We start from the raw sequence: 25,895 nt of genomic DNA on the forward strand, positions 1-25,895 counted from the left end.
TCCTTACTCATTAAGTTATTTCCAGTACATATCTTGATATGCTGGTGAATGAAAGCTATTTCCTTTAAATCCACCAATTTTATCAGTAACAACATTTGCCGTTACCGGTTGATAAATCGGTACCATATATGCTTTTGTTTTAGTAAAATACTGGTTAGCTTTCTGTAACGTTGCATAACGTGCTTTAGCATCGTTTACTTCTTTCACTGCCTGTGCTAAATAACCATCGTATGTCGCATCGCTCACTTTTGAAAAATTCAACCCATAACCTGTCTTGCCAATCGCCAATGGGTAAGACGCATCTGGTACAGTAACGCTTAATCCCATATTCACCATGTCAAAATCCTGTTTTAATACTTCTGAAACAGCTTGTGAATGTGGCACGTATTTCGTATTAATAGTGATGCCCTTGAATGCATGCTCCACAGTATATTGAATATAAGCACCAACTTTTCTACTTGTAGAATCGTCATCAAATGTCATTGTGAATGTTGCACTAGTTTTCCCGGTATCCTTTAGATAGGCTGCCCATTCAGTTTGTGCTTTTTTCTTATCAACTGTAAACTGTGTGCCGGCATCCTTGGTAAAATCCGCACCAGTTTCCGGATTTGTCATAATACCTTTTGGCACCGCATTTGACTGTGGCATTGAGCCATCATTCATTATGTTAGAAGTAATCTCATTACGGTTTATTACGTATCCAAATGCTTGTCTTAAGTGTATATTGTTAGTCTTTTCGCTTGTTTCATTAAAATATATTCCCCTCACCACTGCTTGTGGGGTTGCATGATAATACTTTGTGTTTTTGTAGGTTTTAATATAGTCATCAGAAAGCTGAGCAATGTCTAAGTGTTTATTCTTAAATTCGTTCGCTGCCGTCATTGGTGTCTTAATAACTCGCACTTTAACCTTTTTAATTTGTACCTTCTTCGCTGCCCAATAATTAGAATTTTTAGTGAAAGTAAAGCTAGAGTTAGTGCCAGTCCAACCAACCATTTGATAGGCCCCATTCGTCACCATATACTTTGACGACGTACCGTATTTAGTACCCCACTTTTCATAATCTTTAGTATTAACTGGAATAATAGAGGTTGCTAATTTGTCAAAAGAAGGTGTTGCTTGTGTTAATGTGATTTGCAACGTATGACTATTAATTGCCTTAACACCAATTTTGTCCGGTGATATTTTACCTGAGTGAACATCTTCATAATTTTTCATGATTGATATGGCATCAGCTGAATTTTGTGATTTTGTTTTTGGATCTGCTATTGCACGGATTGCTGTCACAAAGTCTTGGGCAGTAACTTTATCTCCATTTGACCATTTAGCATTGTTCCGAATCTTAAATGTATAAACCGTACCATTTTGAGTTGGCTTCACAACTTTATCTGACATTCCGGCAACAACTTTATCACCTTTATAACGATAAAGCCCTTCATAAACTTGATCTTGGGCCTGACCTGAATAAATATCAGTTGTCATAATTGGGTTCATCGTCATGACATCATCTTTCATCATAGTTTGCAAAGTTTTAACCTTGTTCTCTGATCCGTTAATGTGTTTCACAAACCAAGTGCCTGCTATAGCACAGATGACGAATGCACCTGCCGCCCAACGTATTTTTTTGTTCATTTATCTCTTCCTCATATTCTTGACTTAAAACTTGTTTAACAAATAAAATAAAAAACCAATCCTATATTGGATTGGTTTCGTGATTGTATCATTATTCACGGAGAGCAAATCCAGTCGCATATATTTTAGCGACTGAAAATGCTCAACCGCCTTACTCGAGAATGAGGGCGTTGAGAAGTAGTTGTGATTGTACAGCCTTTTTTTGAATGTTTATTTTAATCATCATGTTGTTCTCCCGACATATTTGATGAAATTAATATTACATTATTTTCTTTATATTTTCAATACTTTTTCCAAAATCTAATAAATATAGTGTTCAGCTTATATTTTTAGGATATTCAATATGTTGCCAATCCTGATCAAATAATATTTCTTGTAATTCATCATCTGTCACATCTTGCCCATCAAGAGACTTTTTATATACTCTTCTTTGATCTTGTAGTGCTCCGTTTTGATACATTTCTGCTCATGAAATCGCATATTTTATTAATGAATTGTCTTCAATTTCATTGCACAATTGCGCTGATAAAGTTATCGAAGAATTAATAACACGTTGGTTTAGTTCGTTTAGTGTTTGTTGCATATTTACAGAGAGGCCAATCGATTTGACAAAATTTTGAAGGTTATTCATCATATTGGTGGCTTCATTTTGGTACCCAGTCATCTTCATTCATCACAAAATACATTACTAATAATCGAATAAAGCGAACCGTAGAACTACGAATACCTATTGATGAAGTTGAGTCTAAATCCAACATACGTAATTCCATATAATCAACACCGTTTTGTGCCATATCTTTTAGACCTTTTAATGCCTTTAATCGAATGAGTCCGTGGAATTCTGACTCAGACTGAATTTCTTCTGAAACAATAGCTACTAAAATAGCCTTCTCATAGTCATGGATACTCGAATAATTTCCTCGAAAATTACTAAACAAGCCATATTATCGTGATCCCCTTAGTGAGCGTACAGGATAATCTGGAACACTGCCGACATAAAAATTTTGTTCAGAAATAGGCGTAGCATCAAACAAGTAAGTCAACAACCAACTATACTTAATAAAGCCATGTGTTACCTTTTCAAATAAAGCATTACGTATCGCTGATTTATCTGTATAATCATTTCTAACATAAGCATAGAGTGAATTAATCAGCGCACTGTCAAAGCTTAAATTAACATGTACACCTGTGTTGGTAGTGCAAGTCGAATATCGTGCTTAGATAACTACTCATGACAGTATTTTTCTTTTTGGGGACTGGCATGTGATATTTCTAATGTATTTAAATTCTCAGGTAATATTGGTGGTAATGAAAGGGGCCAAAGTACTTCATCTTCTTTTAATGCCGACCGTAATGAATAATTCAGTGTGGTTAAATCGCGAATTGCTTCAGCCGCATTTGCAGCAGTAGGCGTTATAATTTCACTTTGCATATTAAAAAAATTATTTTTTGATTCGTCTATTTTTCTCTTGCTCACCAAGTTCTTCTGGAAATCCGTGATTAGATAACTTACCATTTTTAAACACTCTGTGTATTTCAACTTCTATACCCATTTTGACGTCCATTAATGCTGTTTCCAAATCTTTCGATAGTATTAATTGACCAACTTTGTCTAATTCCATGTTATTTACCATCAATTCACAATGTTATTTTTAAGATAAGAAATAACATCATTATTTTATCATCGCAATAAATTGTGATTTCTCCTTTTTTAATCGCCGTTTGAACAAAAAAACCTATCCGAAACCGGATAGGTCATGTGAATACGTTCTGTTCAAGACAGCTACCTCCAGTCGCAATATTAGCAACTGAAAAGACTCAGTCACCTTATTTAAAAATAAAGGTACTGAGAAGATATACATACGATGTCTTTATATTCATTGTTTTCTTAATCATAATGTACTCTTAACTTATTTAATGAACTTAATATTACACTACTAGATGAATGTTTGCAAATGTTTTATTTGTTATTTATACGGCGAGAAAGAACTAGATAAACCGGATATCCTAAAGCAACAATTGCAATTGAAATGAGCACGCCAGAAAGATCATGCATAATTTCCGAAATTTCGACATACACTGATCCCAAAATTGCTAGAATTGGTAGCCAAGGATAAAGTGGCATTGAAAAGTTACGTTGCTCACCCAAAGGATCTCTTTTACGTAACTTAAAAACGCCAACAAATACTAATATATAAAACAGAAATGTTGTAAAAATCGCAATATCACTTAACCTATCAGGATTAGTAAAAATTATCATTAGAATTCCTAGCAAGATCATAAACCAAATCGATTTATTAGGCGTACGTGATCGCATATTAATTTTTGAAAACTGTTTAGCAAATGGAAATAAACCGTCATTAGCCATTGCAAAAAGAACACGAGGAAAAGAGACTATTTTACCATTGAGGGTTCCAAGTAATGAAATTAAAACCGCTACACTTAATAATCTCCCACCAATAACCCCGAAGGCATTAGTAGCCATGTATAGTGTTGTGTTTTGACCTAACTTAACAATGTTATTAGCTGGTAAGCTTTGGTAGACACCAAAACTTACCCCAACATACGCCACTATCACAATCAAAATTCCAAAGATTATCGCTCTAGGCAAGACTTTTTGCGGATTTTTAATTTCTCCACTAATATTGGCTAATGTAACCCAACCATCATATGCAAACAACGTTGCTAAGACAGCCACACCAAATCCACCTTGACCGCTTTGTGAAATATAAGCAACAGTTTGTCCAAGCGCATTATGCTGTCCAAAAAAGATTCCAAAAATAATTAGTGCAACTATAGGCAACATTTTCACTGTGGTTGTTATTATTTGAAAACTTGCACTAAAACGATTAGGAATCGAATTGATAATACCAACAAATGATAGCGCAAGAATTGCCGAAGGAATTGCTAAGCTTTTAGATAACCCAAACAAATCAACAAACAGTATTCCAAAATACGCAGCAATTGATCCCATCATTGCTGGACCATAAAATATTACTTGCATCCATCCCGCTAAAAATCCCCAAACTTTACCGTAAATTTTTTCGATATAGATGTAAATTCCACCAGTTTTATCCATTTGAGAACCAATTTCAGCCACACTAATTCCTGAAGCCAAAGTTAGGATTCCTCCAGCAATCCATGCCAGCATTGCCGCAGTTGTACTACCTGCCGATTCTAAAACACTACCTTGCTTGAAAAAAATACCAGAACCAATAATTGTTCCAACAACTAACGCCAATGAAGCGGTTAATCCAAATCCACGATTTAATTTTTGATCATTATTTCCCATTATATCTCCAAGACAAATAAATTAAATATTCTATATATTTATCGTTCATCTCTCTTCACTAATTCAAATAAAAAAGTTCGGAAAGTCCGAGCTTTTATTTACCAAAATAATCCAGTCCCATTACATGACGAACATCTTTCATCGTTTCTTCAGCTACTGCATTAGCTTTATTTGATCCCTCTTGTAGCATATCCAAAACTGCTGGAATATCCTTAGCAAATTCTTCTCGTCTTTGACGAATAGGTGCCATTTCAGCTTCCATGACATCTATCAAATGCTTTTTTATTTTCATATCACCTAAGCCACCGGCAGTATACTGGTCTTTTAGTTCTTGAACACGTTTTTTATCCGGATCAAAAATATCTAAGTAGGTAAACACCACATTACCTTCAACATGACCAGGATCAGTAATATTGATATGTAAGGGATCTGTATACATTGACTTAACCTTTTTCACCAATGTATCCGCATCATCACTCAAGAAAATACCGTTATTTAATGACTTGGACATTTTTGCATTACCATCTAAACCTGGTAAACGCCCTTGTCCCTTGGGTGGGAAAACACCAACTGGTTCAACTAGGACATCAGACTCATAGGCATTATTGAACGAGCGTACTAACTCACGTGTCTGCTCAAGCATAGGTTCTTGATCATCCCCTACCGGCACCTTTGTTGCTCGGAAAATAGCGATATCAGCCGCTTGTGATACTGGATATGTCAAAAATCCTGCAGGGATTCCCTCATCGAAGCCTTTTTGTTTAATTTCTGACTTAACTGTTGGATTTCTTTGCAACCGAGCAACACTAACCAAGTTCATAAAGTATTCTGTCAGTTCGAATAATCCTTTGATTTGTGATTGTACAAAAATAGTTGTCTTAGATGGGTCAATGCCAACCGCCAAATAGTCCAAGGCTACCTCAGTTAATGATTGACGTATTTTTTCCGGATTACGAGCATTATCTGTAAATGCCTGTGTGTCAGCAATCATAACAAATGGCAAGTAATCGCCAGAATTTTGCATGCTCACACGGTTTTTTAACGATCCAATATAATGACCAATATGTAGTTTACCAGTGGGACGATCACCAGTTAAATAAATTTCTTTTGACATGTTCAAAACCTTCTATTAATTAGTTAACTTATTCTATTATACGTTAAATCCAGGAACAGCGTTGAAGAAATTATCACAAAACAAAGTACGTTATTATTGACATTTTCCTATAAAACTTATACACTATCACTATTAAGAAGAAAGAGGTACGAGAACTTGTTGAACAATTTTTAAGATGTGGTGAATAAAAGCAATAGATTGTTTTTATGCGCTTTTCTTGAGATTGGTCTGCCTTTTTCGTACTAAACACGTAAACTGCCACCAGTCTCGCAAGTTGATTGGAGGCATTTTTTATGCAAGAAAACCCTCGTAAAGTATTTTTAGTTGGCTTAACAACTAATCAGGGAAACCTAGACTACGAATTAGAAGAACTAGCGAATCTAGCAAAAGCAAATAATCTTGAACCCGTTGAAACTTTTACTCAAAATCTAGAACGGCCAAATCCTAGTACTTACTTTGGTAAAGGCAAGGTCGAAGAGTTAGGTGAAGCTGTAAAAACTTATGATGTTGATATGATTGTTGTCAATGATGAATTGACACCTTCTCAAATTCGTAACCTAGAAAAAACAACCGATGCTACTGTTGTTGATCGTACTGGTTTAATTCTCGAAATTTTCGCACAACGAGCCCAGACTAAAGTTGCAAAACTCCAAGTCCAGTTAGCGCGTTTACAATACCAATTACCACGCTTACGTACAAGCATGTCGATTTCATTAGATCAACAAACAGGTACAGGTGGCGCTGGTTTCACCTCACGTGGTTCTGGTGAAACAAAGCTGGAACAATCTCGCCAACGTATTACGTCTCAAATGGTTCATGTTCGTCAAGAACTGGCTGATTTAGACAAAAGTGAAAATACGCGTTCAATGCAACGACATGCTAACAACTTACCCAACGTAGCACTGGTTGGCTACACAAACGCTGGAAAGTCTACCTTGATGAATCGTTTGTTGATGCGTTTTGGTGTTGGTGCAGACAATGATGATAGTAAGCAAGTGTTTGAAAAAGATATGCTATTTGCTACGCTAAATACCACAGTTAGACAACTAACTCTTCCTGATAAAAGACAGTTTTTATTAAGTGATACGGTTGGTTTCGTGTCAAAGCTGCCTCATAACTTAGTTGCTGCTTTCAAATCAACGTTACAAGAAGCGGCAAATGCAGATTTAATACTGCACGTGGTGGATGTTTCAGACGAACATTATAAAGCTATGATGGAAACAACTGAAAAAACATTAACTGAGATTGGTGTTACTGGTAAACCCGTTATTACGGTATATAATAAAGCTGATCGCACTGAGTTGCACTATCCAGACATCTCTGGCGATAACGTAATTACTTTGTCAGCATTAGATACCAATTCTCAAGATGCATTGATCGATCTCATTGTTAAACATATTTTTAACGATAGCGAAGTCGTAACTTTGCATATACCATTTGATAAAGGAAATATTGTTGCCCAATTAGCTGCAAAACATAAATTTATAGAAGAACAATATGACGAAACTGGTAGTTGGCTAACCATTGAGTTATCTGAAGTCGAGCGAAACTTATTTCAACAATATATCACGAAATCAAAAAGCATGAATTCATAGGAATTCATGCTTTTTGATTGAAAATAATTATGCCGACCGCCGGGCTCAAACCGGCGACCCCCTCATTACTAGTGAGGTGCTCTATCAACTGAGCTAGGTCGGCAAATTAAAGTACTCAGGTACTACAAGTGAATAATACCAGATACCTCAATATATAATATGGCGGCGACCATATTATACGGGTGACAGGAATCGAACCTGCACGGATTACTCCACTGGAACCTAAATCCAGCGCGTCTGCCAATTCCGCCACACCCGCATGTATCACACAACCCTTTAATTCTACTGGAAAAATCTAAATCAGTCAAGAGGGTAATACAACTTAAATCAAAAAATATTAAAAAAATGCTATTCTAACGATTCCTTAGTCAATTGACGCATTTCAATGGCAAATTTAACAACAGTTCGAGCAACCGCATACATTGGCACAATCAATATCATGCCGAAAATACCCCAAAGATTACCAGCTACCATCAAAAGAATCATAATTGTTAATGGGTGAATTTGTAATGACTTTCCAATAACATTTGGATAAATAAAGTTTCCATCCAATTGCTGAACAACCATCATCACAATCATTACTAACAACATTTGTTTCCATGATTGTGTACTTGCAACAATCAACGCTGGTATAACCCCAATCCAAGGGCCAATATATGGCACTATGTTGGTAATACCTGCAATCACACCCAGTAACCATGCATATGGTTCACCAATAATTAAATAACCCACAGCCATGGTCACCCCGACAAACAGCATTTCAATAGCTTGACCTGATATATATCTTTCAATGGTTTTATCCATTTTAAGTGTCAATTCTTTGACATTATCGGCAAAACGAGCTGGAAAAAGCTTCTGGATTGCCGGCAACAAGCGATCACCATCGCTTAGCATATAAAATAAGACAACTGGAATAGTCACGACATTAATCGTGACAGATGTAATCATCGAGACAGCACTGCCTAATGTACCTGCCGTAATAGTTAAAAAAGAAGCCGAGTACTTGCCAACAGCACCCTTTACTTCATCTACATCAATTGACAAATTTAAATTTGATAACCACTTACTTTGCAGTAAATCTGTTACAAAGAGCTGTACATTTTGTGCAAAATCAGGCAATGCAGTAATTAAATTAGTAATTTCCGCCACTAGAGTTGGTATCAATAAAATCAAGGAACCAGCTATCACGGCTAGGAACAACACAAAAGTAATTATAACAGCCAGTTGATGCGGCATTTTATGCCCTTTAACTGTAATTTTTTTTAAAAGTGTCAAAACAGGTTTCAAAACATAGTACAAGAATCCGGCTACAATTAATGGTACAAAAACCGTGGAAATAAATACTGAAATTGGTTTCATAAGAAAATCAAATCGGGAAACAATCAAAATTAAGAGCGATAGCGCTAATAATTCAATGGTCCAAAAAAATATATTTTTGTATTTAGAATTCGGTATCATATAATTTCTCCAATAATTTATGTTGTACCTTTGGCAAGCTTAATGCCGACCATTCATCAGAACTAAAATATTGTTGATTATCATTCAACATAGCTGTTTCTTGCTTCACTAACCAAATTTCCCATCGACGATGTGTAAAAATATGTGTCACTGGCTTAATATTTAACTGTTGACCCGTAATTGATTCCATACTTTCAATTTGTGTTAGTGGGAATGTCCAAAATCCAGCCAACAAACCGCTATCCGGTCGTTTTTCAAATAATAATTTACCATCTTTTTCAAAAACAGAAGCCATAAACAACTGTTTTACTGGCCGTTGTTTCTTGGTTTTAACAGGGTATTGATCCTCCACACCATCTCGAAAAGCCGCATTAAATTCACGTACCGGTGAATATAAGCTATCGGGATTTTTAGTTGTCATATAACTTGATCCCAAGTCCATAATTGCTTGGTTAAAGTCCCCCGGTCTTTCCGGATCAACAATTGGCGCAATAATATCATAAAATATCTTACGTGATTTTGCATCAGCAATGTCAGCGTCAATTTTAAGTAATCGACTAAAAACACGATATTGGTTGCCATCAACAGCCGGGACTACCTCATTGAAACTTATTGACGCAATAGCTGCAGCTGTATATGGGCCCACTCCTGGCAAACTTTGCAGATCATCACTGCTCTCTGGCCATTGTCCATGCAATTCATTGACAACAAATTGTGCCGCTTTTTGTAAGTTTCGCGCCCTTGAGTAGTAGCCTAAACCCTCCCATAATTTAAGCACCACATCTTCTGGTGCGGTCGCTAAATCACCAACTGTTGGTAAGGATGTCATGAAGCGATCAAAATACGGAATAACTGTATCTACGCGTGTCTGTTGCAGCATAATTTCTGAAACTAAAACACGATAGGGATCATGATTGACACGCCATGGCAAGTGCACTCGCCCTTCTCTATCATACCAATTGAGCAATGTTTTACGAAATTCTTTAATTGTTTGTTTATCCCAAGTTTCCATAATATATATTGTAACACTTGTATTCATATGAATTTTGCCGTATAATTATTATTTGTATGAAATCATTGAATAAAAAGGAGCACAATTATGGTATTAAAGAAGCCACTTAACTCATTTGCACGTGCCCGCAAAGTTAGTCATAGCGCTGCTAAGAAACAACGTCAAGCTGCTATTGCAAAATTGCAACAATGGGCAAAAGGTAAGTCAGAAGAATTACCTTCTACAAAGTAATTTTATTGACTACTTAAAACCAGTATTTATACTGGTTTTTTGTTTGCATTTTTATGACGAAAAAAACGGAAAGTGGATACTGTTGAATATAACACAAAAGCAAAGAACAATCTTAATCATATTAGTTATCGGTACCTTTTTGGGCTTTTTAAATCAAACATTAATGAATGTTGCCTTGCCAGATATCATGCATGAATTTCATATTTCCACAGACTTGGGTCAATGGATGACAAATGGCTACATGTTAGTCAATGGCGTAATGGTTCCATTAACAGCTTTTTTGATTCAACGCCTAACAACACGTACACTATACTTAACCGCCGCTGGACTGTTTGCCGTAGGAACAGTAACTGCTGGATTTGCACCAACATTTGATATTCTCATTATTGGGCGTATGATTCAAGCGATGGGTGCCGGTGTATTCGGCCCTTTAATGAACGTCGTTGTCATGAACTTGTTTTCGCCCGATAAACGCGGGTCTGCAATGGGAACAATCGGTTTGGCGCTTAACTTCGCCCCTGCTTTAGGTCCTAGCTTGTCGGGCTTAGTCGTTACTAATTTAAGTTGGCGCTTCCTATTTTATCTTGTAGCACCATTAATTATTGCGAACTTCATCTTGGCTTATTTCTTACTGCAAAATATTGGGCAACAAAAGAGATTAAAATTCGATTTTATCGGCGTTGTTTTGTCAAGTATTGGTCTCGGATCATTACTTTACGGATTTTCTAACGCAGGTGCAACCCCTTGGAATGAGTTTACTGTATGGGGATTTGTATTGATAGGTATTATTGTTACAAGTTTATTCATTTGGCACCAATACACAACCAAAACACCATTGTTGAATATGTCCGTATTTAAATATCGACAATTTAACGTTGCTGTTTTAATCAATGTTGTTTTGATGATTGCTATGTATGGCGGTGCCCTGATGTTACCCCTCTATATGCAAAATGTGCGTGGTACCACAGCTTTTCAATCAGGTCTAGTGTTGTTTCCTGGTGCCTTAGTAACCGCATTTTTATCACCATGGAGTGGTCGTTTATATGATCGCTACGGTGCTAAATACTTAACATTAGTTGGTATTATGATTACAGCATTTGGTACTTTTATTTTAGCTTCTTTGACATTAACGACTTCACTTTGGCTCGCTGTTCTTGGACAGTTTGTCCGTCAACTTGGACTAGTCTTGGTCCTAATGCCAATTCAAACAGAGGCCTTCAATGCATTACCTTTAATACTTATTCCTGATGGATCTGCCATGTTTACTACAATTAGACAACTTGCAGCATCATTTGGTACAGCCACTTTGGTAACAATTATGACAAAAAGTGCACTTAACTATGGCCATAAACACACACACCTCAGTGCCGAAATAGTTGATTTACATGGTGTACAAGTAACTTTTTTAACTGCAGCATTCTTAATGTTGGTTGCAGCAAGTTTAACTAGCCTACTAAAACTTAAAACACGAACCACATAAAATAAACAGCTATTGTTTGCTATAATGTAACTATAAAATACAAAGGGGTCTCAACTATGAATTATGGTTTCATTGGTGCTGGTAACATGGCTACTGCGATGATTAAAGGCTTAATTCACGCAGGTATTGCTAGTAAAAATATTTATGTTTCTTCTCCACACAGTGCGGCTAAATTGGCAGAAAATTTGCATATCCAAGCAGCTGACTCAGACACAATCACAAAAGAGTGTGATATTATCACTATCGCTTTCTTGCCTAGCCAGCTACGTACGCTGGGTACTTCTTTAACCCTAGACGGTAAAATTGTTATTTCAGTACTTGCGCAAGTGACGGTTGCAGATCTTGATGAGGTGTTCCCAACAGCTTTTAATGTTCGTTCATTACCCAATATTAACTCAGCAATCGGTAAAGGTAGTACCGCTTTAGCATTTTCAAAACGTTTAAGTGAGAGTCAAATTGAAGTAGTGCAAAATTATTGGCACTTGTTAGGTACTACTAGTGTCCTTGATGAACAATATTTTGCTATTTTTTCAGCAATCGCGGGTTCAGGTCCTGCATTTGTCCTCAAATTTATCGATTCATTAACTCAGGCTGGCATCAACAACGGATTAGATAGCGAGAGTGCAGCCACCATTGCTGCTTCAACTGTGGCCGGTACAACTGAAACCCTACAAAAATCAAATAGCGATGCAGTAACATTAATGAACAACGTTGCTTCACCCGGTGGATCCACTCGTGCTGGATTGGATGATTTTGAACAAAATAATTTTGATGCTATTGTGAACTCAGCCATCGATGCTACTGTTAATCATAAACATACTTAAGCGTTCTTAGAACGCTTTTTATTTGCATTTTTTATGCACAAAAAAAGCCACAACCGAAGTTGTGACTTTTGATAGCTCGTGAGAGAATCGAACTCTCGATTCTGCCGTGAAAGGGCGGCGTCTTAACCACTTGACCAACGAGCCGTGATCAATATGTCATTTGTTTCGATCAAACAACTATATTAGTATATCAAGAATACTAATTACCGTCAACCCTTTTCTTCAAAGTCATCAATTTTGTTGGATCAATCTGTTGTCTGGGCTGAGTTGGCGTACTTTTATAGTATTTCCAAGGTGTCTTTGGATCGAATTCTATGTCAGTTGTTACTGGGAACCCATTTTTAAAACGAGTTAACAACCACTTTTTTAATGGTTGGGGCACTCCTAATAAATCAAAATCGGCTGGAGAAACGGCGTACCTAATAGACTTTTCATCATTTAATTTTACTTTCTGAACCCAATTTGGGTCAGCAATCAGCGCTCTACCCATGGCTGCAAAGGTCACCCCTTCATCGAGTAATGACTCGACTTGCATAGGTTGCTTAATGAGTCCTGCCACCATTAGTGGCACATTATCTGGTAAAACTTCCGTATAATAAGTCGTTACTTGTTTGATAGCTTTTGCGTCACGAAAAGGCTTTTGAAAGGCATCCTTTAGTGATAGATGTAAATAATCTATCGGCAGGGAAACCAACCTTTCTACAAAAGCCAATGAGTCTGCCAATGTAATTCCTGGGGTAGTTGATTCCTCTGGAGACTGCCTATAGCCCAGTAAAAATGGACGCTCTGCATACTTATCAATCGTATCAGCGACCTTTGCGGTGACCGCTAACCCAAAACGCATTCTTTTTTCTAAAGTCCCACCCCAAATATCTTGGCGTCGATTACTTTCTGGTGAAAAAAACTGCTGTAACAAATACAAATTGGCACCATGCAACTCAACACCATCGAATCCAGCTAAGATGGCCCGTTTTGTTGCCGCTGCAAAATCCTCGATTATTTGCGAAATTTCCTCATGTTTAAGCTCACGAGGCGTTTCATGGCTACCGTGAGGGTAAGGCTGAGCAGAAGCTGAAACAATTTGCTCACCACGCAAAATTGTTTGGTTTGATTGACGACCAGCTGCAAATAACTGCAAAATAGCCTTAGCACCACCAGAATGAATTGCACTAGCTAACCTTGACAGTCCCACAATCTTATCGTCATCAGCAGCTGAAAGACCACCTTCCCAGCCTTTCCCGAGTTCATTAACGTATGCTGCTTCAACAATAATCATTCCTGGTCCAGATGAACGCATTTGATAATATTTTATTTCGTTATCCGAAACACTGCCATCTTCCAATGAACTTCTCAAAGTTGTCGGTGCCATAACAACATGATTTCGAACAGTCATCTTCTTGTTTTTAAATGTATATGGATCTAAAAAATCATAATTTATCTGCATAAGTTAATTATAACGAAAAAAACGCCACAAGGGCGTTTTTTATTTATAAAACTAAATTTTAATACCAACCAGTAGCATTTGAATGTGCCAAAGCATTTTCAGCAGTACCATAACGTGCTGCAATATATGCCTTCATAGCATTTAATTGATCATTATAATCGGTTGAGTTACCACCGTAAATAGCACGTGCTTGTGCTGATAATTGACCCAATCCATAATATTGACCATTTGTAGCATTAACATTACCACTTGATTCGCGAGCAATCAAAGCATTCAATGCATCTGAATTTGTTGATGATGATGTTGATGCAGTTGTAGTTGTTGATGCTGCTTGTGTTGTTGTTTCTGTAGTAGCAGTCGCTGTAGTTGTTGATGCTGCTGCTTGTGTTGTCGTAGCAGCTGCTGTAGTTGTTGACGCTGCTTGTGTTGTTGCGTTGCTTGTTGCAAAATTCAAATGTTGTCCGACTACGATCCAGTTAACATTTGAAATGTTATTTTGAGTGGCAATTGTATCAACTGAAACATTGTATTTTGCTGAGATTTTATTTAATGTGTCACCTGATTGTACAACGTAATCTGATGTTGCTGTATCGGCGCTAGCATGAACTCCTCCAAACGCTAAGGCACCAGCAACACCGGCAGCGATTGTCAAAGTCTTCTTAATATTAAACATATGTGATTGTACTCCTAAATTATCTGTTCTGAATGGATAAACCAGAATTGACGTATCCATGTAATTAACTTACGAGTATTAGTTTAGTCGTTGAATATAATAGGCAAACGTCTGTAACATATCAAAAATATTACATACTATTATTTAGTATACACTCAACATCTACATTGTCTTATAACAATCTTAAGATTTACAATAAATAATTAATATAGCACTTTCAACATTAATTGTGGGGTCTTTGGTAATTGATCATGATCCTCAAAATATGCAACTAACATATCTTGAATTGACTTATCCCCAGTATAAATTGTCTCTGAATTCGCATAACTTTGGTAATCACCGCCACCGACAGCGCGATAATTATTCATCGCAACGCTAAAGTAATCAGTATCTTGAATATCTTCCCCTTGATACTGTAATTTTGTAATACGGTGTCCGACTGGCTTACGGACATCAATTTCATAATCAATGCCAAAGGCCAAGTCATAATTATAATGTTCCACTTTTGGTTTCAACCAATCAGAATTAACAGCTAACTTCTGATCTTCAATAACAAAATAATTTGCTGTATGCTCCAATCCAACGCGTAAATCAGCACCAGAAATACGTTTTGTGACTAACGTATTATCAAATGGGTAATTTTGCAGAATCGATCTGAGTGTCAACTTTTTTGGTAAACTCGACGGATTATTATTTAAGCCCTGCAATGTGATTTGCGCACCAGTCGCAGCCATTTGTACCGCCGCTACCCAGCGCAAAACCTCATTACCATATTGCGCCAAAATTAACGGTTCTTCAACTGCAACAGATGATGTCAAATTCGCAATCGGCTGATCCAACCATGCTTCAACTTTATCATTAAGTGGTTGTAAGGCCTTAAACATGTCAGGCTGGCTAATCTTACCGGCAGAATTTGTCGATGCGGTGAATAACCATTTTCCGTCTCTTAACTCGCCATCAATTTGCGCAAAAAACTTAGCTTGATTTGGTAATTGTAGCGTTAATGTGTCATTAATTAACTGGGCTGGTACTTGCCCATGCTGATGCGCAGTCAATAAGATATCCAAATCTAGTTCTGCGGTGAGTTGCCAAGCAATATTTTCAGAGGTCGTACTAATTACCTTACCTGAATCCAAGTCACGCTCATAACCGCCATGATAAATACCAATCACAACATCGGCTGATTGACGCAGGCGTGCAATAGTTTGAGCGGCTTTGATCAAAGGTGATTCAATTTTAATTCCCGCGAGATGTTCAGGTTTCTCCCAAATATTAATATAATCAGTCACCAAACCAATTAAACCAACTTTTGTGCCATCAGCTAATGTCTTAATTTCTGCTGGATATAGTGTTTGCCCGTTCTCATCTGTAACATTTTCGGCTAAAACCGTCGCATTTAAATTTACCAAATGCTTCTTCAGTTCGTCATAACCTGCATTGAAATCATGATTACCAAGCGTAACATAGTCATATCCAGCCATGTTCATCATATCTGACACTGCATCAATGTCTTCATGCTTCTTGAGATATTGTAATAGTGGAGATCCTTGATACATGTCACCGCCATCAATCACTAGGGTATTGCTATCTTTTTGATAGTTAGCAGCTACATTTATGAGCCCTTGTGGTTGTGATTCGCTTTGGATGTAGTCAGTTGGCCATAAGTACCCGTGAACATCCGAAGTGTAATATAACTTGAAATGCTTCATTAAATTCCTTCTTTCAAAAACAAGGCCGACCATCTTCTAACCATGTAGTAAGTGCTGACGTAATTTATCTGATAAGTACTCAATGACAAAAATTAGTATAAACAGACCAATTAGAATGGCACCAACTTTGTGCCATTCATACCCACTCATCGCAAAAATCATTGGCGCACCAATACCACCAGCGCCAACTAATCCCAAAATAGTGGCTTCACGCAGATTCATGTCAAATCGGTACGCAAGAATTGAGATAAAATCGGAACTAAGTTGTGGTAAAACACCATAACGGATTTTTTGGAAAAATGTACTACCTGCTGCATCTAAAGATTCCAATATGCCCGAATCCAAATCTTCAATTGTCTCAATAAATAGTTTTGAAATCATACCGATAGAGACAACTGCCAGTGTCATCACACCGGCAAATGGTCCTGGTCCAGTGACTCGAATAAACATCAAACCATATACCAATGATGGTACTGTACGAATCGCCATAATCACAAATCGCGTTACCACGACAACTGGTTTCGGCACTATATTTGTGGCGGAAATAAATGACAATGGCACCGCAATAATTGCACCAACTAGTGTACCAAGAAAAGCAATTGCGATTGTTTGCAAAATCAAATAAGCAACACCACTATCACCACCACCAAATAATAGGTCTTTGTCTGGTGTCACAATTCCTTCTAGGATATTCCAACCGATTCGCCAACCTTTATCGGTTAAAGTCATTTGATTTAAAGCAGATGATGACCAAACCAAGGCAATCAATACAATGATAGCAGCGGTGATATAGTATTTCGCACGTTTAGGTTGTGTCAGCAGAACAGCTTCTAATTTTTTATTCATGTTGTTCTCCTCAACTCAAGAATTTTCGTAGTTGTTGACTCAATGTTTCAATCAGCACCACCGCAACAAATAACGATACCAAGATCATACCGACACTTTGAAATTCACGCCAACCAATTTTTTGGTTCAAAATCATACCAATACCACCAGCACCTACATAACCTAAAATGGCAGCATAACGAACATTACCTTCAAAAGCAAATAACGATGTCGACAAATAAGTCGGCAAAATTTGTGGCATAATAGCGGTAACAAAAGCTCGTGGTGCATTTGCACCTGTGGCAATCAAGGCTTCATACGCACCCATATCCACTGTTTCAATATACTCAAACAGTTGTTTACCAACGAATGATAAACTAAACATAAAGATAGCAACCGTACCAGCAAATGTGCCCAATCCAAAAATATAAGTCGCAATTAAGGCAGCAACTAATGTTGGTAATGTCCGTAACACCGTCAATACAAACCGCACAATTAGATTAACTAAACGATTATTAGTAACATTGTTAGCAGCCAATATTGCCAATGGCAAGGCCACCACTGCCCCAAAGAAAGATCCAAAGAGTGACATTTTAATCGTATCAATTAAAGGTTGCCAAACTGATGGAAAATAAGACCACTTTGGTGGAAATAAATCGCCAAAAACGACCCAAAACTGCTGAAAATTAGCAAATAAGGTTGGCAAACTAAAACCAGTCACAACAACTGAAATAATTAAAATAATTAACAATATCAGCAAAATGAGTGGAGTTCTCGTAAACTTCTGGCTGACTGTTTTACCGTTGGCTAACGTGTACTTTTTAGCTTTAAATAATTTATCATACCACCACATTATTCAGCCTCATCTTTTGAATAGATATTATCTAAAATTTCTTGTGTCACACCAGAAACTGGTCCGTCGTATACCACACGACCAGCACGAATACCAATAATGCGTTTGGCATAGTCAAGTGCCAGGTCCACATGGTGAATGTTGATCAAAACTGTTTGACCAAGGTCATCATTAATGCGCTTAAAATCATCCATTACTTCATGTGCTGTTACAGGATCAAGTGCCGCCACTGGTTCATCAGCCAAAAGCACTGATGGATTTTGTGCCAAGGTTCTCGCCAACGATACGCGCTGCTGTTGTCCTCCAGACAATTGATCAGTTCTAACAAAAGCCTTATCTAACATCGAAACACGATCTAAGGCCTTTAGCGCACGCATTTTATCATCCTTTGAAAATAGTCCTAAAATGACCCGCCATAACGACATATCAGGCACCAATGAACTCATGACGTTACGAATAACCGTGATACGAGGCACCAAGTTATATGACTGAAAAATCATACCAACCTTTCGACGAAAACGGCGTAATGCTTTGCCTTTTAAGTTAGAAATTTCAACGCCATCAACCGTCAATTTACCCTCTGTGATATTATTCAATCGATTAATGGTTCGAATAAATGTAGACTTTCCAGCGCCAGACATGCCGATAATGCCCACAAATTCACCATCTTCAATTTCTAAATTGATATCTTGCAAGCCCTTCACACCGTTGGGATAGGTTTTTGAAACATGCTCAAATTTAATCATTTTTTCTTCCTAAACTATAATATGTATTGGCGCCATTTAAGACACCAAACGCAATAAAAAGCAGCTCAGGAGCCGCTTATTAATGTCGTTGATTTACTTAGTTGACTCTTTCAACACTTTTTGTGCTGCACGTTCACCGTCATAGTTAGATGACTTTGCTTTAACATAACCTTCGTGTGAATAGATTGCAATCACTTTTTTACCTTCTTTTGTCTTAGCCAATTTAATAAATGACTTTGACAAAGCTGACTTAAAATCCTTAGTCATAATCTTTGACTTCTTTGAAACTGAAATTGTATCGTTGTAAATTGGTTGTGAAACACCAATAACATTTGTTTCATCCCAAATTGACTTTGATTGCTTGTAATCTTTGGTCCATGCATCCGCAAAATCACGACGCGCATCTGCATAAACTGGCAAAATATCAATTTGTCCAGAAGCTAAACGTGCCATACCTGAACCGTATGAATCAACTTGTACTGTATTCGACAAATCAGTTACCGTCTTCTTGTAGTTTTTGTTCAACCACAATGATGGATAAATATACCCAGCTGACGAAGTGGTTGATGACAATCCCCACTTAGCAGAATTCAAATCTTCCCATGTCAACTTCTTGCCTGAGTTGATTTTCTTAGCCAATTCTTGTCCTTTAGCAGAAGGACCAGCGATAAACAGTGAACGGTATGTCGCTGCTTGTTTTTGGGTAGGTTCAGTTGCCTTACCATCGTTCCACTTTGCAGCAGAAGTGAAGTCTTTATTTAAACCAGCACGCGTTGCTGTCAACAAAACTTGAACACCGTCTTCATACATCACATAAGTACCACCCGGAATGAAACCAACATCAGCAGTTCCAGATGTTAGCGCTTCTCCAGCAGCTTCATAACTTGTACCTACTTTAATATCAACATTCTTAACATTGTAACCTTGCTTTTTTAATTGTGCTTTCAACAAGCCTTTCAATGGCTTAGTTGCCGTTACAATTTGGTCAGGTTGCTTTGAAGGAACAAAATAAATTTTCAATTCCTTGATTGTCTTAGTTGCTGCACTTGCGCTCTGCACGCCCAATGTTGCAAAAGCAATCAATGCAACAGCAAAAACCATACTTAAACGGATGATCTGTTTAGCGGTCTGTTTCATGATTCAGTTCTCCTGTGACCTTAATGGGTCTCTCTCGTTTTAGTAACTATTGCGTTACCAGTATATTCTACACAAGCATTGTCAATTTTTCGTCAAACTTTTGTCAAGAAAAATTCAATGTTTGTCTAAATACTACTTTATCAAAAAAAACATCAACATAACGAAATAATTATTAAGTATTTCCTCATTTTTAAAATTAAAGTACGGTACGTTCTGAACATTCGTTATGTTTTTTACAAAAAAAACGAACGTTTCTTTTGTAAACGTTTTCCCTAATGAATAATGCCATCATAAAAACCCTCGAAACAATTGTTTCGAGGGTTTAAAATTTAAATTTAACGGCCTGATTTCAAAGCAGCAACGTGAATACGGTTCACAGCACGCATCAAAGCGATTCGTGCCCGACGTAATTCAGCATCGTTGTTATCATCTTGCGCATGTGCTAAACGTGCTTCCGCACGCTCTTTGGCACTTTCAGCACGAGATACATCAATCACGTCTGAAGTTTCAGCACTATCGGCCACAACTGTTAATGTATCATTTGAGAATTCGGCAATGCCACCGTTAACGGCCAAAGACTCTTGATCATTACCGCGCTTAACGACTAATTCATCAATTGTCAATGCTGCCAACATAGGTACGTGCTTAGCCATGATACCAACTTGACCACCCTGTGTGTTTACAACAGCAATATCAATACCGCCTTCATTATAAACTTCACCAGCGGGTGTCACAATTTGAACAGTAATTCCATGTGTTGCAGTTGTTTCGTCTGCCATATGTCAATACCCCCTTATTGGGCCATTGTCTTGGCTTTTTCAACAACCTGCTCAATAGCACCAACGTTACGGAATGCATCTTCTGGTAAGTCATCATACTTACCATCCAAAATTTCCTTGAATGAACGTACAGTCTCAGCAACTGGGACATATTCACCATTGATACCAGTGAAGGTTTCGGCAACTGAGAATGGTTGTGACAAGAAGAATTGAATACGACGTGCACGATTAACAGTCGTTTTCTCTTCGTCTGACAATTCATCCATACCCAAAATCGAAATAATATCTTGCAATTCACGATAACGTTGCAAAGTACGTTGTACTTCAGTTGCAACTTCATAATGCTCTTGACCAACGATTTGTGGATCCAAAGCAGACGAGGTTGAAGCTAGAGGATCAACAGCTGGATAAATACCTTGCTGTGTCAATGCACGTTCCAAGTTAGTTGTTGCATCCAAATGCGCGAATGTTGTGGCAGGAGCTGGATCAGTATAATCATCGGCAGGCACATAAACGGCTTGAATTGAAGTAACAGAACCCTTCTTTGTTGAAGTAATTCGTTCCTGCAATTGTCCCATTTCTGTTGCCAATGTTGGCTGATAACCAACGGCTGATGGAATACGTCCCAACAAAGCTGACACTTCTGAACCAGCCTGAGTGAAACGGAAAATGTTATCGATAAACAACAACACATCCTTACCTTCATTATCACGGAAGTTTTCAGCCATTGTCAAACCTGTCAAAGCAACACGCATACGTGCACCTGGTGGTTCGTTCATTTGACCATAAACCATAGCTGTTTGCTTCAAAACGCCTGATTCTTCCATTTCGTGGTACATATCATTACCTTCACGGGTACGTTCTCCGACACCGGTAAAGACTGAAATACCATTGTGGCCTTGTGCAATATTGTGAATCAATTCTTGAATAAGAACTGTTTTACCAACACCAGCACCACCAAACAAACCAATTTTTCCACCACGAACGTATGGAGCAAGCAAATCAATAACTTTAATACCTGTTTCCAATATTTCTGTTGAGCTTGTTAACTCATCATATTTAGGTGCTTCACGATGAATTGAACTACGACGAACATCAGAATCAATTGCACCGTTATTATCTACAGGTTCACCCAATACGTTGAAGACACGACCAAGTGTAGCTTCACCAACTGGTACCTCAATAGGATTACCAGTGTCAACTACTCCCATGCCTCGTTGGAGCCCGTCTGTTGAGTCCATGGCAATCGTGCGGACAACGCCGTCACCCAAAGCCAAAGATACTTCAACTGTCAATGATTGCCCATCACCCTTATCAATTACAAGGGCGTTGTTGATATCAGGAACTTCTTGCCCTGCTTCAAATGCAATATCGACGACCGGACCAATCACTTGTACGACTTTTCCAGTACTCATTGTCGTTTCCTTTCAGTTTTTAAGTATGAGGCAATGCATGACCTGAACACATCAATGTTAGAACAACCATCGATTGTTATTTCATCATGCTATACCAAATACATTCCTACACAAATAATTGTGCGTATTTTTAATAATTGAATAGCATAGTCAACTTATTCCAAAGCTGCCATACCACCAGTAATTTCAGTAATTTCAGTCGTAATTGCTGCTTGACGTGCACGGTTAAACTGTAATTCCAAACGACCAATAAGATCTTTCGCATTATCAGTTGCACCCTTCATCGCTGTAGATGAAGCCGCGTGTTCCGCTGTTTTTGCATCAAGCACTGCTTCATACACTAAACTCTGCGCAAATTGTGGCAAAATAACATTTAATACTGCTGTTGTATCTGGTTCAATTTCATAAGTAGCTTGAACGTCTAATTCAGCTTTTTGTTCTTCTGTTCCACCCATTGCATTCAATGTGTCACCAGTCAACGGTAACAACTGTACATCTCTATACTCACTAGTCAAACGGTTCACGAAATGATTATAAACAACATGAAGCGCATCAAACACTTCATTTTCATAAAGGCTCGTTACCGTTTTAACTACTGAACGAATTTCATTAAATGTTGGAACATCTGAAACACCACGGTGTTCTAAGATAACCTCAAAACCACGCTTCTTATAAAAATCTGCACCATTACCACCAACAGCCAAAATTGTTGTGTTAGTTGTATCCAAATTTAGCTTTTCCATCAATACGTTTGTTTGTTTGATGACATTTGCATTGTACGAACCAACCAAGCCACGATCTGATGTTACCACCAAAATACCTGTTTTTTTGATTGGTCGTTGTGCAATCAATGGAATATGATCAGCATCTGCGTTATCAAAGAGATGTGCTGAAACTAAATGTTCAACAACAGCCTCTAAACGTGCCGCATAATCACCATACCCTGCACTGTACTTCTGAATTTGGCTTAACTTTGCCGTGGAGACCATTTGCATGGCACTCGTAATTTGACGTGTTTTTTTAGTGGATGAAATACGACGCTGAATATCTTGCAAAGAAGCCATCACAACGCCTCCTTTTATTCCGCTGATTCAGATCCAGCAAATCCAGCCTTAAAGGCTTCGATTGCTGCATTCAAATCAGCCTCTTCAGGTAAGTTCTTTGTTTCAACAATTGTCTTGAATAAATTAGAAGCATTTGCGTCAACGTAAGCAATCAATTCATCTTGGAAACGTTCAATGTCTGAAACAGCTACGTCATCTAGGTAACCATGCGTCAATGCGTACAATACAACAACTTGATGTTGAACTGGCATTGGCTTATGCAATGGTTGCTTTAGAATTTCAACTGTACGACGACCACGAGCAAGCTTTGCTTGTGTTGCCGAATCCAAGTCTGAGCCAAATTGCGCGAAACTTTCCAACTCACGGAAAGATGCTAAGTCCAAACGTAACGTACCAGCAACTTTCTTCATAGCTTTAATCTGTGCATCTCCACCAACACGTGAAACAGATGTTCCAGCATCGATAGCAGGACGAACACCAGCATAGAATTGATCGGCATCTAAGAACACCTGACCATCAGTAATGGAAATTACGTTGGTAGGAATATAAGCAGAAACATCACCTGCTTGTGTTTCAATGAACGGTAATGCAGTCATCGAACCACCACCAAGTTCATCACTCAACTTAGCCGCACGTTCCAATAAACGTGAGTGCAAGTAGAAGACGTCACCAGGATAAGCTTCACGTCCTGGCGGACGACGAAGAATCAATGACAGCTCACGATATGCCGTAGCTTGCTTTGACAAATCATCATATACAATCAAAACATGCTTGCCATTGTACATGAATTCTTCACCCATGGCTGCACCAACATAAGGAGCTAAGTACAACATTGGTGCTGGTTCTGAAGGGCCAGCATTAACAACGATTGTATAATCCATAGCGCCCATTTGACGCAAGGTTTCAACTTGTGCACGCACAGTTGAATTCTTTTGCCCAATGGCAACATAGATAACAATCATGTTTTGATCTTTTTGATTCAAAATTGTATCAATGGCCAAAGATGTTTTACCAGTCTTACGGTCACCGATAATTAATTCACGTTGTCCACGTCCGATTGGAACGAGGGCATCAATTGCTTTAATACCTGTTTGCAATGGTTCGAAAACTGATTTACGTTCCATAACACCAGGTGCTTTTACTTCTACAGGGCGTGTTTTATCTGTCTTGATTTCACCCAATCCATCGATTGGTTGACCCAAGGCGTTAACAACGCGTCCAATTAATTGTTCGCCAACTGGCACTTCCATAATGCGGCCAGTACGCTTTACTGTGTCACCTTCGCGAATGTCATCAAAACCACCAAGAATGATGATTCCGACTTCGCTCGATTCGAGGTTTTGGGCCATGCCGTATGTGCCATTAGCAAATTCGACAAGTTCACCAGCCAAGGCGTTAGCCAAGCCAGTTGCACGGGCCACACCATCACCGACATAGGTAACAGTTCCCACTTCTTCTACAGTTAGCGTTGTGTCGAACTTTTCGAGCTGTTGCTTAATTAAAGCAGAAATTTCTTCAGCTTGAATAGCCATTATTCTTCCTCACTAACCTAATAATTGTGCCTTCATTTTGGCAATTTTTGTTTGCAAGCTACCATCAATCAAAGTTGATTGTGATTGCAAGATAACACCACCAAGGATTCTTTCATCAACAACGTTCTCAATATTAACTTGTTTTGCACCTGTCTTTGATGCGAAAACAGAAGCCAATTTATTTAAACGTCCATCATCGAGTGAAACAGCCGTAGTTGCTTTTACATCCACAATACCATTAGCTTCGTTATAGTGATTGATGAATTCATCAATCACTAGTAACAAAACATCTAAACGATTATTGACTTGTAACAACTTGACAAGATTCTTAACAGAATCCGTGCTGTCATTTGTTAACGTTTTTAACAAATCATCACGCGACGAAACTGCAACATCTGATGATGATACAACAGTAACAAAATTTTTGTTTTCATTAAGTACTGTTTGAATTGTCCGTAAATCCTCTAAAACTTCGTTAACGTTATCCTGTTCGCCAGCAAGTTCAAAAATTGCTTTGGCGTATTGGTCAGCAATATCTTTAATATTTTTTGCCATCCCAATACTCCTTATTTAGTTTCTAAATCTGAAATGTAAGCATCAATTAATGCTTGTTGATCATTTAACGATAATTCTTTTTGCATTAACTTTGAAGCAATTGCCACTGAAAGGGCTGCAACATCGTTCTTTGCACCAGAAATTGCGTCTTCCTTGAGCTTCTGTGCATCTGTCTGAGCTTGTTGGCTAACTGAAGTAGCACGATCATTAGCAGCTGCAACAATTAAGTCACTTTGCTTCTGAGCACTAGCTTTAGCGTCATTAACCACTTTTGTGGCATTTTGACGTGTTTCTGCCAATTCTGCTTGACGCTGTGACGCCAATTTCTCTGCCTCTTGACGGGCTACTTCAGCACCGTCAATATCAGAAGAAATTTTATCAGCACGTTCATCAAGAACTTTTGTCAATGGTCCGTAGGCCACCTTCTTCAAAATGAGCATCAACAAGAGGAAGGCAATGATAATAAACAGCATATTTCCAAGTGGAAGTGCTGCTAATGTTGTTGTTCCCAACATAATTTTCCTC

The 25,895-nt window shown here is 38.0% G+C and carries 27 protein-coding genes and 3 tRNA genes; 4 read left to right on the forward strand and 26 right to left on the reverse strand.

Features of this window, described 5'->3' with window-relative positions; translation table 11 throughout:
• Window positions 1–15: 15 nt before the first annotated feature.
• From JNUCC76_RS09825 to trpS, 8 genes are all read right to left on the reverse strand, one after another.
• A complete protein-coding gene (locus JNUCC76_RS09825) occupies window positions 16–1,632 on the reverse strand; it encodes a peptide ABC transporter substrate-binding protein (protein WP_454154448.1) in 1,617 nt (538 codons plus the stop codon).
• Between the two features lie 316 nt (window positions 1,633–1,948).
• On the reverse strand, window positions 1,949–2,092 hold the full coding sequence (locus JNUCC76_RS09830) for a hypothetical protein (RefSeq protein WP_454154450.1): 144 nt from the start codon (window positions 2,090–2,092) through the stop codon (window positions 1,949–1,951).
• A gap of 184 nt (window positions 2,093–2,276) precedes the next feature.
• Window positions 2,277–2,570, reverse strand: coding sequence for a hypothetical protein (locus tag JNUCC76_RS09835; protein ID WP_454154451.1), 294 nt, complete (start codon window positions 2,568–2,570; stop codon window positions 2,277–2,279).
• 6 nt (window positions 2,571–2,576) lie between these two features.
• Window positions 2,577–2,786 carry a hypothetical protein gene (locus JNUCC76_RS09840; RefSeq protein ID WP_454156563.1) on the reverse strand — a complete coding sequence of 70 codons (210 nt, stop codon included), beginning with the start codon at window positions 2,784–2,786 and terminating at the stop codon, window positions 2,577–2,579.
• Between the two features lie 71 nt (window positions 2,787–2,857).
• Window positions 2,858–3,148, reverse strand: coding sequence for a hypothetical protein (locus JNUCC76_RS09845; protein WP_454154453.1), 291 nt, complete (start codon window positions 3,146–3,148; stop codon window positions 2,858–2,860).
• Window positions 3,075–3,254 carry a hypothetical protein gene (locus JNUCC76_RS09850; protein ID WP_454154454.1) on the reverse strand — a complete coding sequence of 60 codons (180 nt, stop codon included), beginning with the start codon at window positions 3,252–3,254 and terminating at the stop codon, window positions 3,075–3,077. Before JNUCC76_RS09850 ends, JNUCC76_RS09845 begins: the two co-directional genes overlap by 74 nt.
• 338 nt (window positions 3,255–3,592) lie before the next feature.
• Entirely contained in the window at window positions 3,593–4,924 is a 1,332-nt protein-coding gene (locus JNUCC76_RS09855) for an APC family permease (RefSeq protein ID WP_454154456.1), read from the reverse strand.
• A 94-nt stretch (window positions 4,925–5,018) separates the two neighbouring features.
• On the reverse strand, window positions 5,019–6,038 hold the full coding sequence (gene trpS, locus JNUCC76_RS09860) for a tryptophan--tRNA ligase (RefSeq protein ID WP_454154458.1): 1,020 nt from the start codon (window positions 6,036–6,038) through the stop codon (window positions 5,019–5,021).
• Window positions 6,039–6,331: 293 nt separating this feature from the next.
• On the opposite strand from trpS, the gene hflX reads away from it, so the two are divergent.
• A complete protein-coding gene (gene hflX / locus JNUCC76_RS09865) occupies window positions 6,332–7,633 on the forward strand; it encodes a GTPase HflX (RefSeq protein ID WP_454154460.1) in 1,302 nt (433 codons plus the stop codon).
• Between the two features lie 30 nt (window positions 7,634–7,663).
• On the opposite strand, the gene JNUCC76_RS09870 is transcribed toward hflX, so the two are convergent.
• The 4 genes from JNUCC76_RS09870 to mutY all read right to left on the reverse strand — a co-directional run bounded on the left by JNUCC76_RS09870 (window position 7,664) and on the right by mutY (window position 10,103).
• A tRNA-Thr gene (locus tag JNUCC76_RS09870) sits at window positions 7,664–7,736 on the reverse strand.
• Between the two features lie 74 nt (window positions 7,737–7,810).
• Window positions 7,811–7,892 (reverse strand) — tRNA-Leu (locus JNUCC76_RS09875).
• An 89-nt stretch (window positions 7,893–7,981) separates the two neighbouring features.
• Window positions 7,982–9,091: an AI-2E family transporter gene (locus JNUCC76_RS09880; protein WP_454154462.1), complete on the reverse strand. Its 1,110-nt coding sequence runs from the start codon at window positions 9,089–9,091 to the stop codon at window positions 7,982–7,984.
• Window positions 9,075–10,103 carry an A/G-specific adenine glycosylase gene (mutY, locus tag JNUCC76_RS09885; protein WP_454154464.1) on the reverse strand — a complete coding sequence of 343 codons (1,029 nt, stop codon included), beginning with the start codon at window positions 10,101–10,103 and terminating at the stop codon, window positions 9,075–9,077. The genes JNUCC76_RS09880 and mutY overlap by 17 nt, the downstream gene beginning before the upstream one ends.
• Before the next feature lie 87 nt (window positions 10,104–10,190).
• On the opposite strand from mutY, the gene JNUCC76_RS09890 reads away from it, so the two are divergent.
• From JNUCC76_RS09890 to proC, 3 genes are all read left to right on the forward strand, one after another.
• The gene (locus JNUCC76_RS09890) at window positions 10,191–10,334 is read left to right on the forward strand and encodes a hypothetical protein (protein ID WP_002815612.1); all 144 of its coding nucleotides are present in this window, start codon (window positions 10,191–10,193) and stop codon (window positions 10,332–10,334) included.
• Between the two features lie 82 nt (window positions 10,335–10,416).
• Window positions 10,417–11,814, forward strand: a complete 1,398-nt coding sequence (locus tag JNUCC76_RS09895; protein WP_454154466.1) for an MDR family MFS transporter — start codon at window positions 10,417–10,419, stop codon at window positions 11,812–11,814.
• 56 nt (window positions 11,815–11,870) lie between these two features.
• Entirely contained in the window at window positions 11,871–12,638 is a 768-nt protein-coding gene (gene proC, locus JNUCC76_RS09900; RefSeq protein ID WP_454154468.1) for a pyrroline-5-carboxylate reductase, read from the forward strand.
• A gap of 72 nt (window positions 12,639–12,710) precedes the next feature.
• On the opposite strand, the gene JNUCC76_RS09905 is transcribed toward proC, so the two are convergent.
• The 14 genes from JNUCC76_RS09905 to atpF form a co-directional block, all read right to left on the reverse strand.
• Window positions 12,711–12,782 (reverse strand) — tRNA-Glu (locus tag JNUCC76_RS09905).
• Between the two features lie 55 nt (window positions 12,783–12,837).
• Window positions 12,838–14,082 (reverse strand): NADH-dependent flavin oxidoreductase, encoded by a 1,245-nt coding sequence (locus JNUCC76_RS09910; protein WP_454154470.1) that lies wholly within the window; start codon window positions 14,080–14,082, stop codon window positions 12,838–12,840.
• Between the two features lie 58 nt (window positions 14,083–14,140).
• Entirely contained in the window at window positions 14,141–14,755 is a 615-nt protein-coding gene (locus JNUCC76_RS09915; protein WP_454156565.1) for a LysM peptidoglycan-binding domain-containing protein, read from the reverse strand.
• Between the two features lie 203 nt (window positions 14,756–14,958).
• A complete protein-coding gene (locus tag JNUCC76_RS09920; protein WP_454154472.1) occupies window positions 14,959–16,464 on the reverse strand; it encodes a bifunctional metallophosphatase/5'-nucleotidase in 1,506 nt (501 codons plus the stop codon).
• 36 nt (window positions 16,465–16,500) lie between these two features.
• Window positions 16,501–17,310 (reverse strand): phosphonate ABC transporter, permease protein PhnE, encoded by an 810-nt coding sequence (gene phnE, locus JNUCC76_RS09925; RefSeq protein WP_454154474.1) that lies wholly within the window; start codon window positions 17,308–17,310, stop codon window positions 16,501–16,503.
• A 10-nt stretch (window positions 17,311–17,320) separates the two neighbouring features.
• Window positions 17,321–18,142, reverse strand: coding sequence for a phosphonate ABC transporter, permease protein PhnE (gene phnE, locus JNUCC76_RS09930; RefSeq protein ID WP_454154475.1), 822 nt, complete (start codon window positions 18,140–18,142; stop codon window positions 17,321–17,323).
• Window positions 18,142–18,888: a phosphonate ABC transporter ATP-binding protein gene (gene phnC / locus JNUCC76_RS09935; protein ID WP_454154477.1), complete on the reverse strand. Its 747-nt coding sequence runs from the start codon at window positions 18,886–18,888 to the stop codon at window positions 18,142–18,144. Before phnC ends, phnE (JNUCC76_RS09930) begins: the two co-directional genes overlap by 1 nt.
• Window positions 18,889–18,981: 93 nt before the next feature.
• Window positions 18,982–20,025 carry a phosphate/phosphite/phosphonate ABC transporter substrate-binding protein gene (locus tag JNUCC76_RS09940; RefSeq protein ID WP_282834889.1) on the reverse strand — a complete coding sequence of 348 codons (1,044 nt, stop codon included), beginning with the start codon at window positions 20,023–20,025 and terminating at the stop codon, window positions 18,982–18,984.
• A gap of 335 nt (window positions 20,026–20,360) precedes the next feature.
• On the reverse strand, window positions 20,361–20,804 hold the full coding sequence (locus tag JNUCC76_RS09945; protein ID WP_454154479.1) for a F0F1 ATP synthase subunit epsilon: 444 nt from the start codon (window positions 20,802–20,804) through the stop codon (window positions 20,361–20,363).
• Between the two features lie 14 nt (window positions 20,805–20,818).
• Window positions 20,819–22,219, reverse strand: a complete 1,401-nt coding sequence (atpD, locus tag JNUCC76_RS09950; protein WP_454154481.1) for a F0F1 ATP synthase subunit beta — start codon at window positions 22,217–22,219, stop codon at window positions 20,819–20,821.
• Between the two features lie 155 nt (window positions 22,220–22,374).
• Window positions 22,375–23,283: a F0F1 ATP synthase subunit gamma gene (locus JNUCC76_RS09955; RefSeq protein ID WP_211636809.1), complete on the reverse strand. Its 909-nt coding sequence runs from the start codon at window positions 23,281–23,283 to the stop codon at window positions 22,375–22,377.
• Window positions 23,284–23,297: 14 nt separating this feature from the next.
• On the reverse strand, window positions 23,298–24,815 hold the full coding sequence (atpA, locus tag JNUCC76_RS09960) for a F0F1 ATP synthase subunit alpha (RefSeq protein WP_272205220.1): 1,518 nt from the start codon (window positions 24,813–24,815) through the stop codon (window positions 23,298–23,300).
• A gap of 12 nt (window positions 24,816–24,827) precedes the next feature.
• The gene (gene atpH / locus JNUCC76_RS09965) at window positions 24,828–25,370 is read right to left on the reverse strand and encodes an ATP synthase F1 subunit delta (RefSeq protein WP_454154484.1); all 543 of its coding nucleotides are present in this window, start codon (window positions 25,368–25,370) and stop codon (window positions 24,828–24,830) included.
• 11 nt (window positions 25,371–25,381) lie between these two features.
• Window positions 25,382–25,885: a F0F1 ATP synthase subunit B gene (gene atpF, locus JNUCC76_RS09970; protein WP_454154485.1), complete on the reverse strand. Its 504-nt coding sequence runs from the start codon at window positions 25,883–25,885 to the stop codon at window positions 25,382–25,384.
• Window positions 25,886–25,895 lie beyond the last annotated feature (10 nt).

The organism is Leuconostoc sp. JNUCC 76 (genome assembly GCF_053667755.1).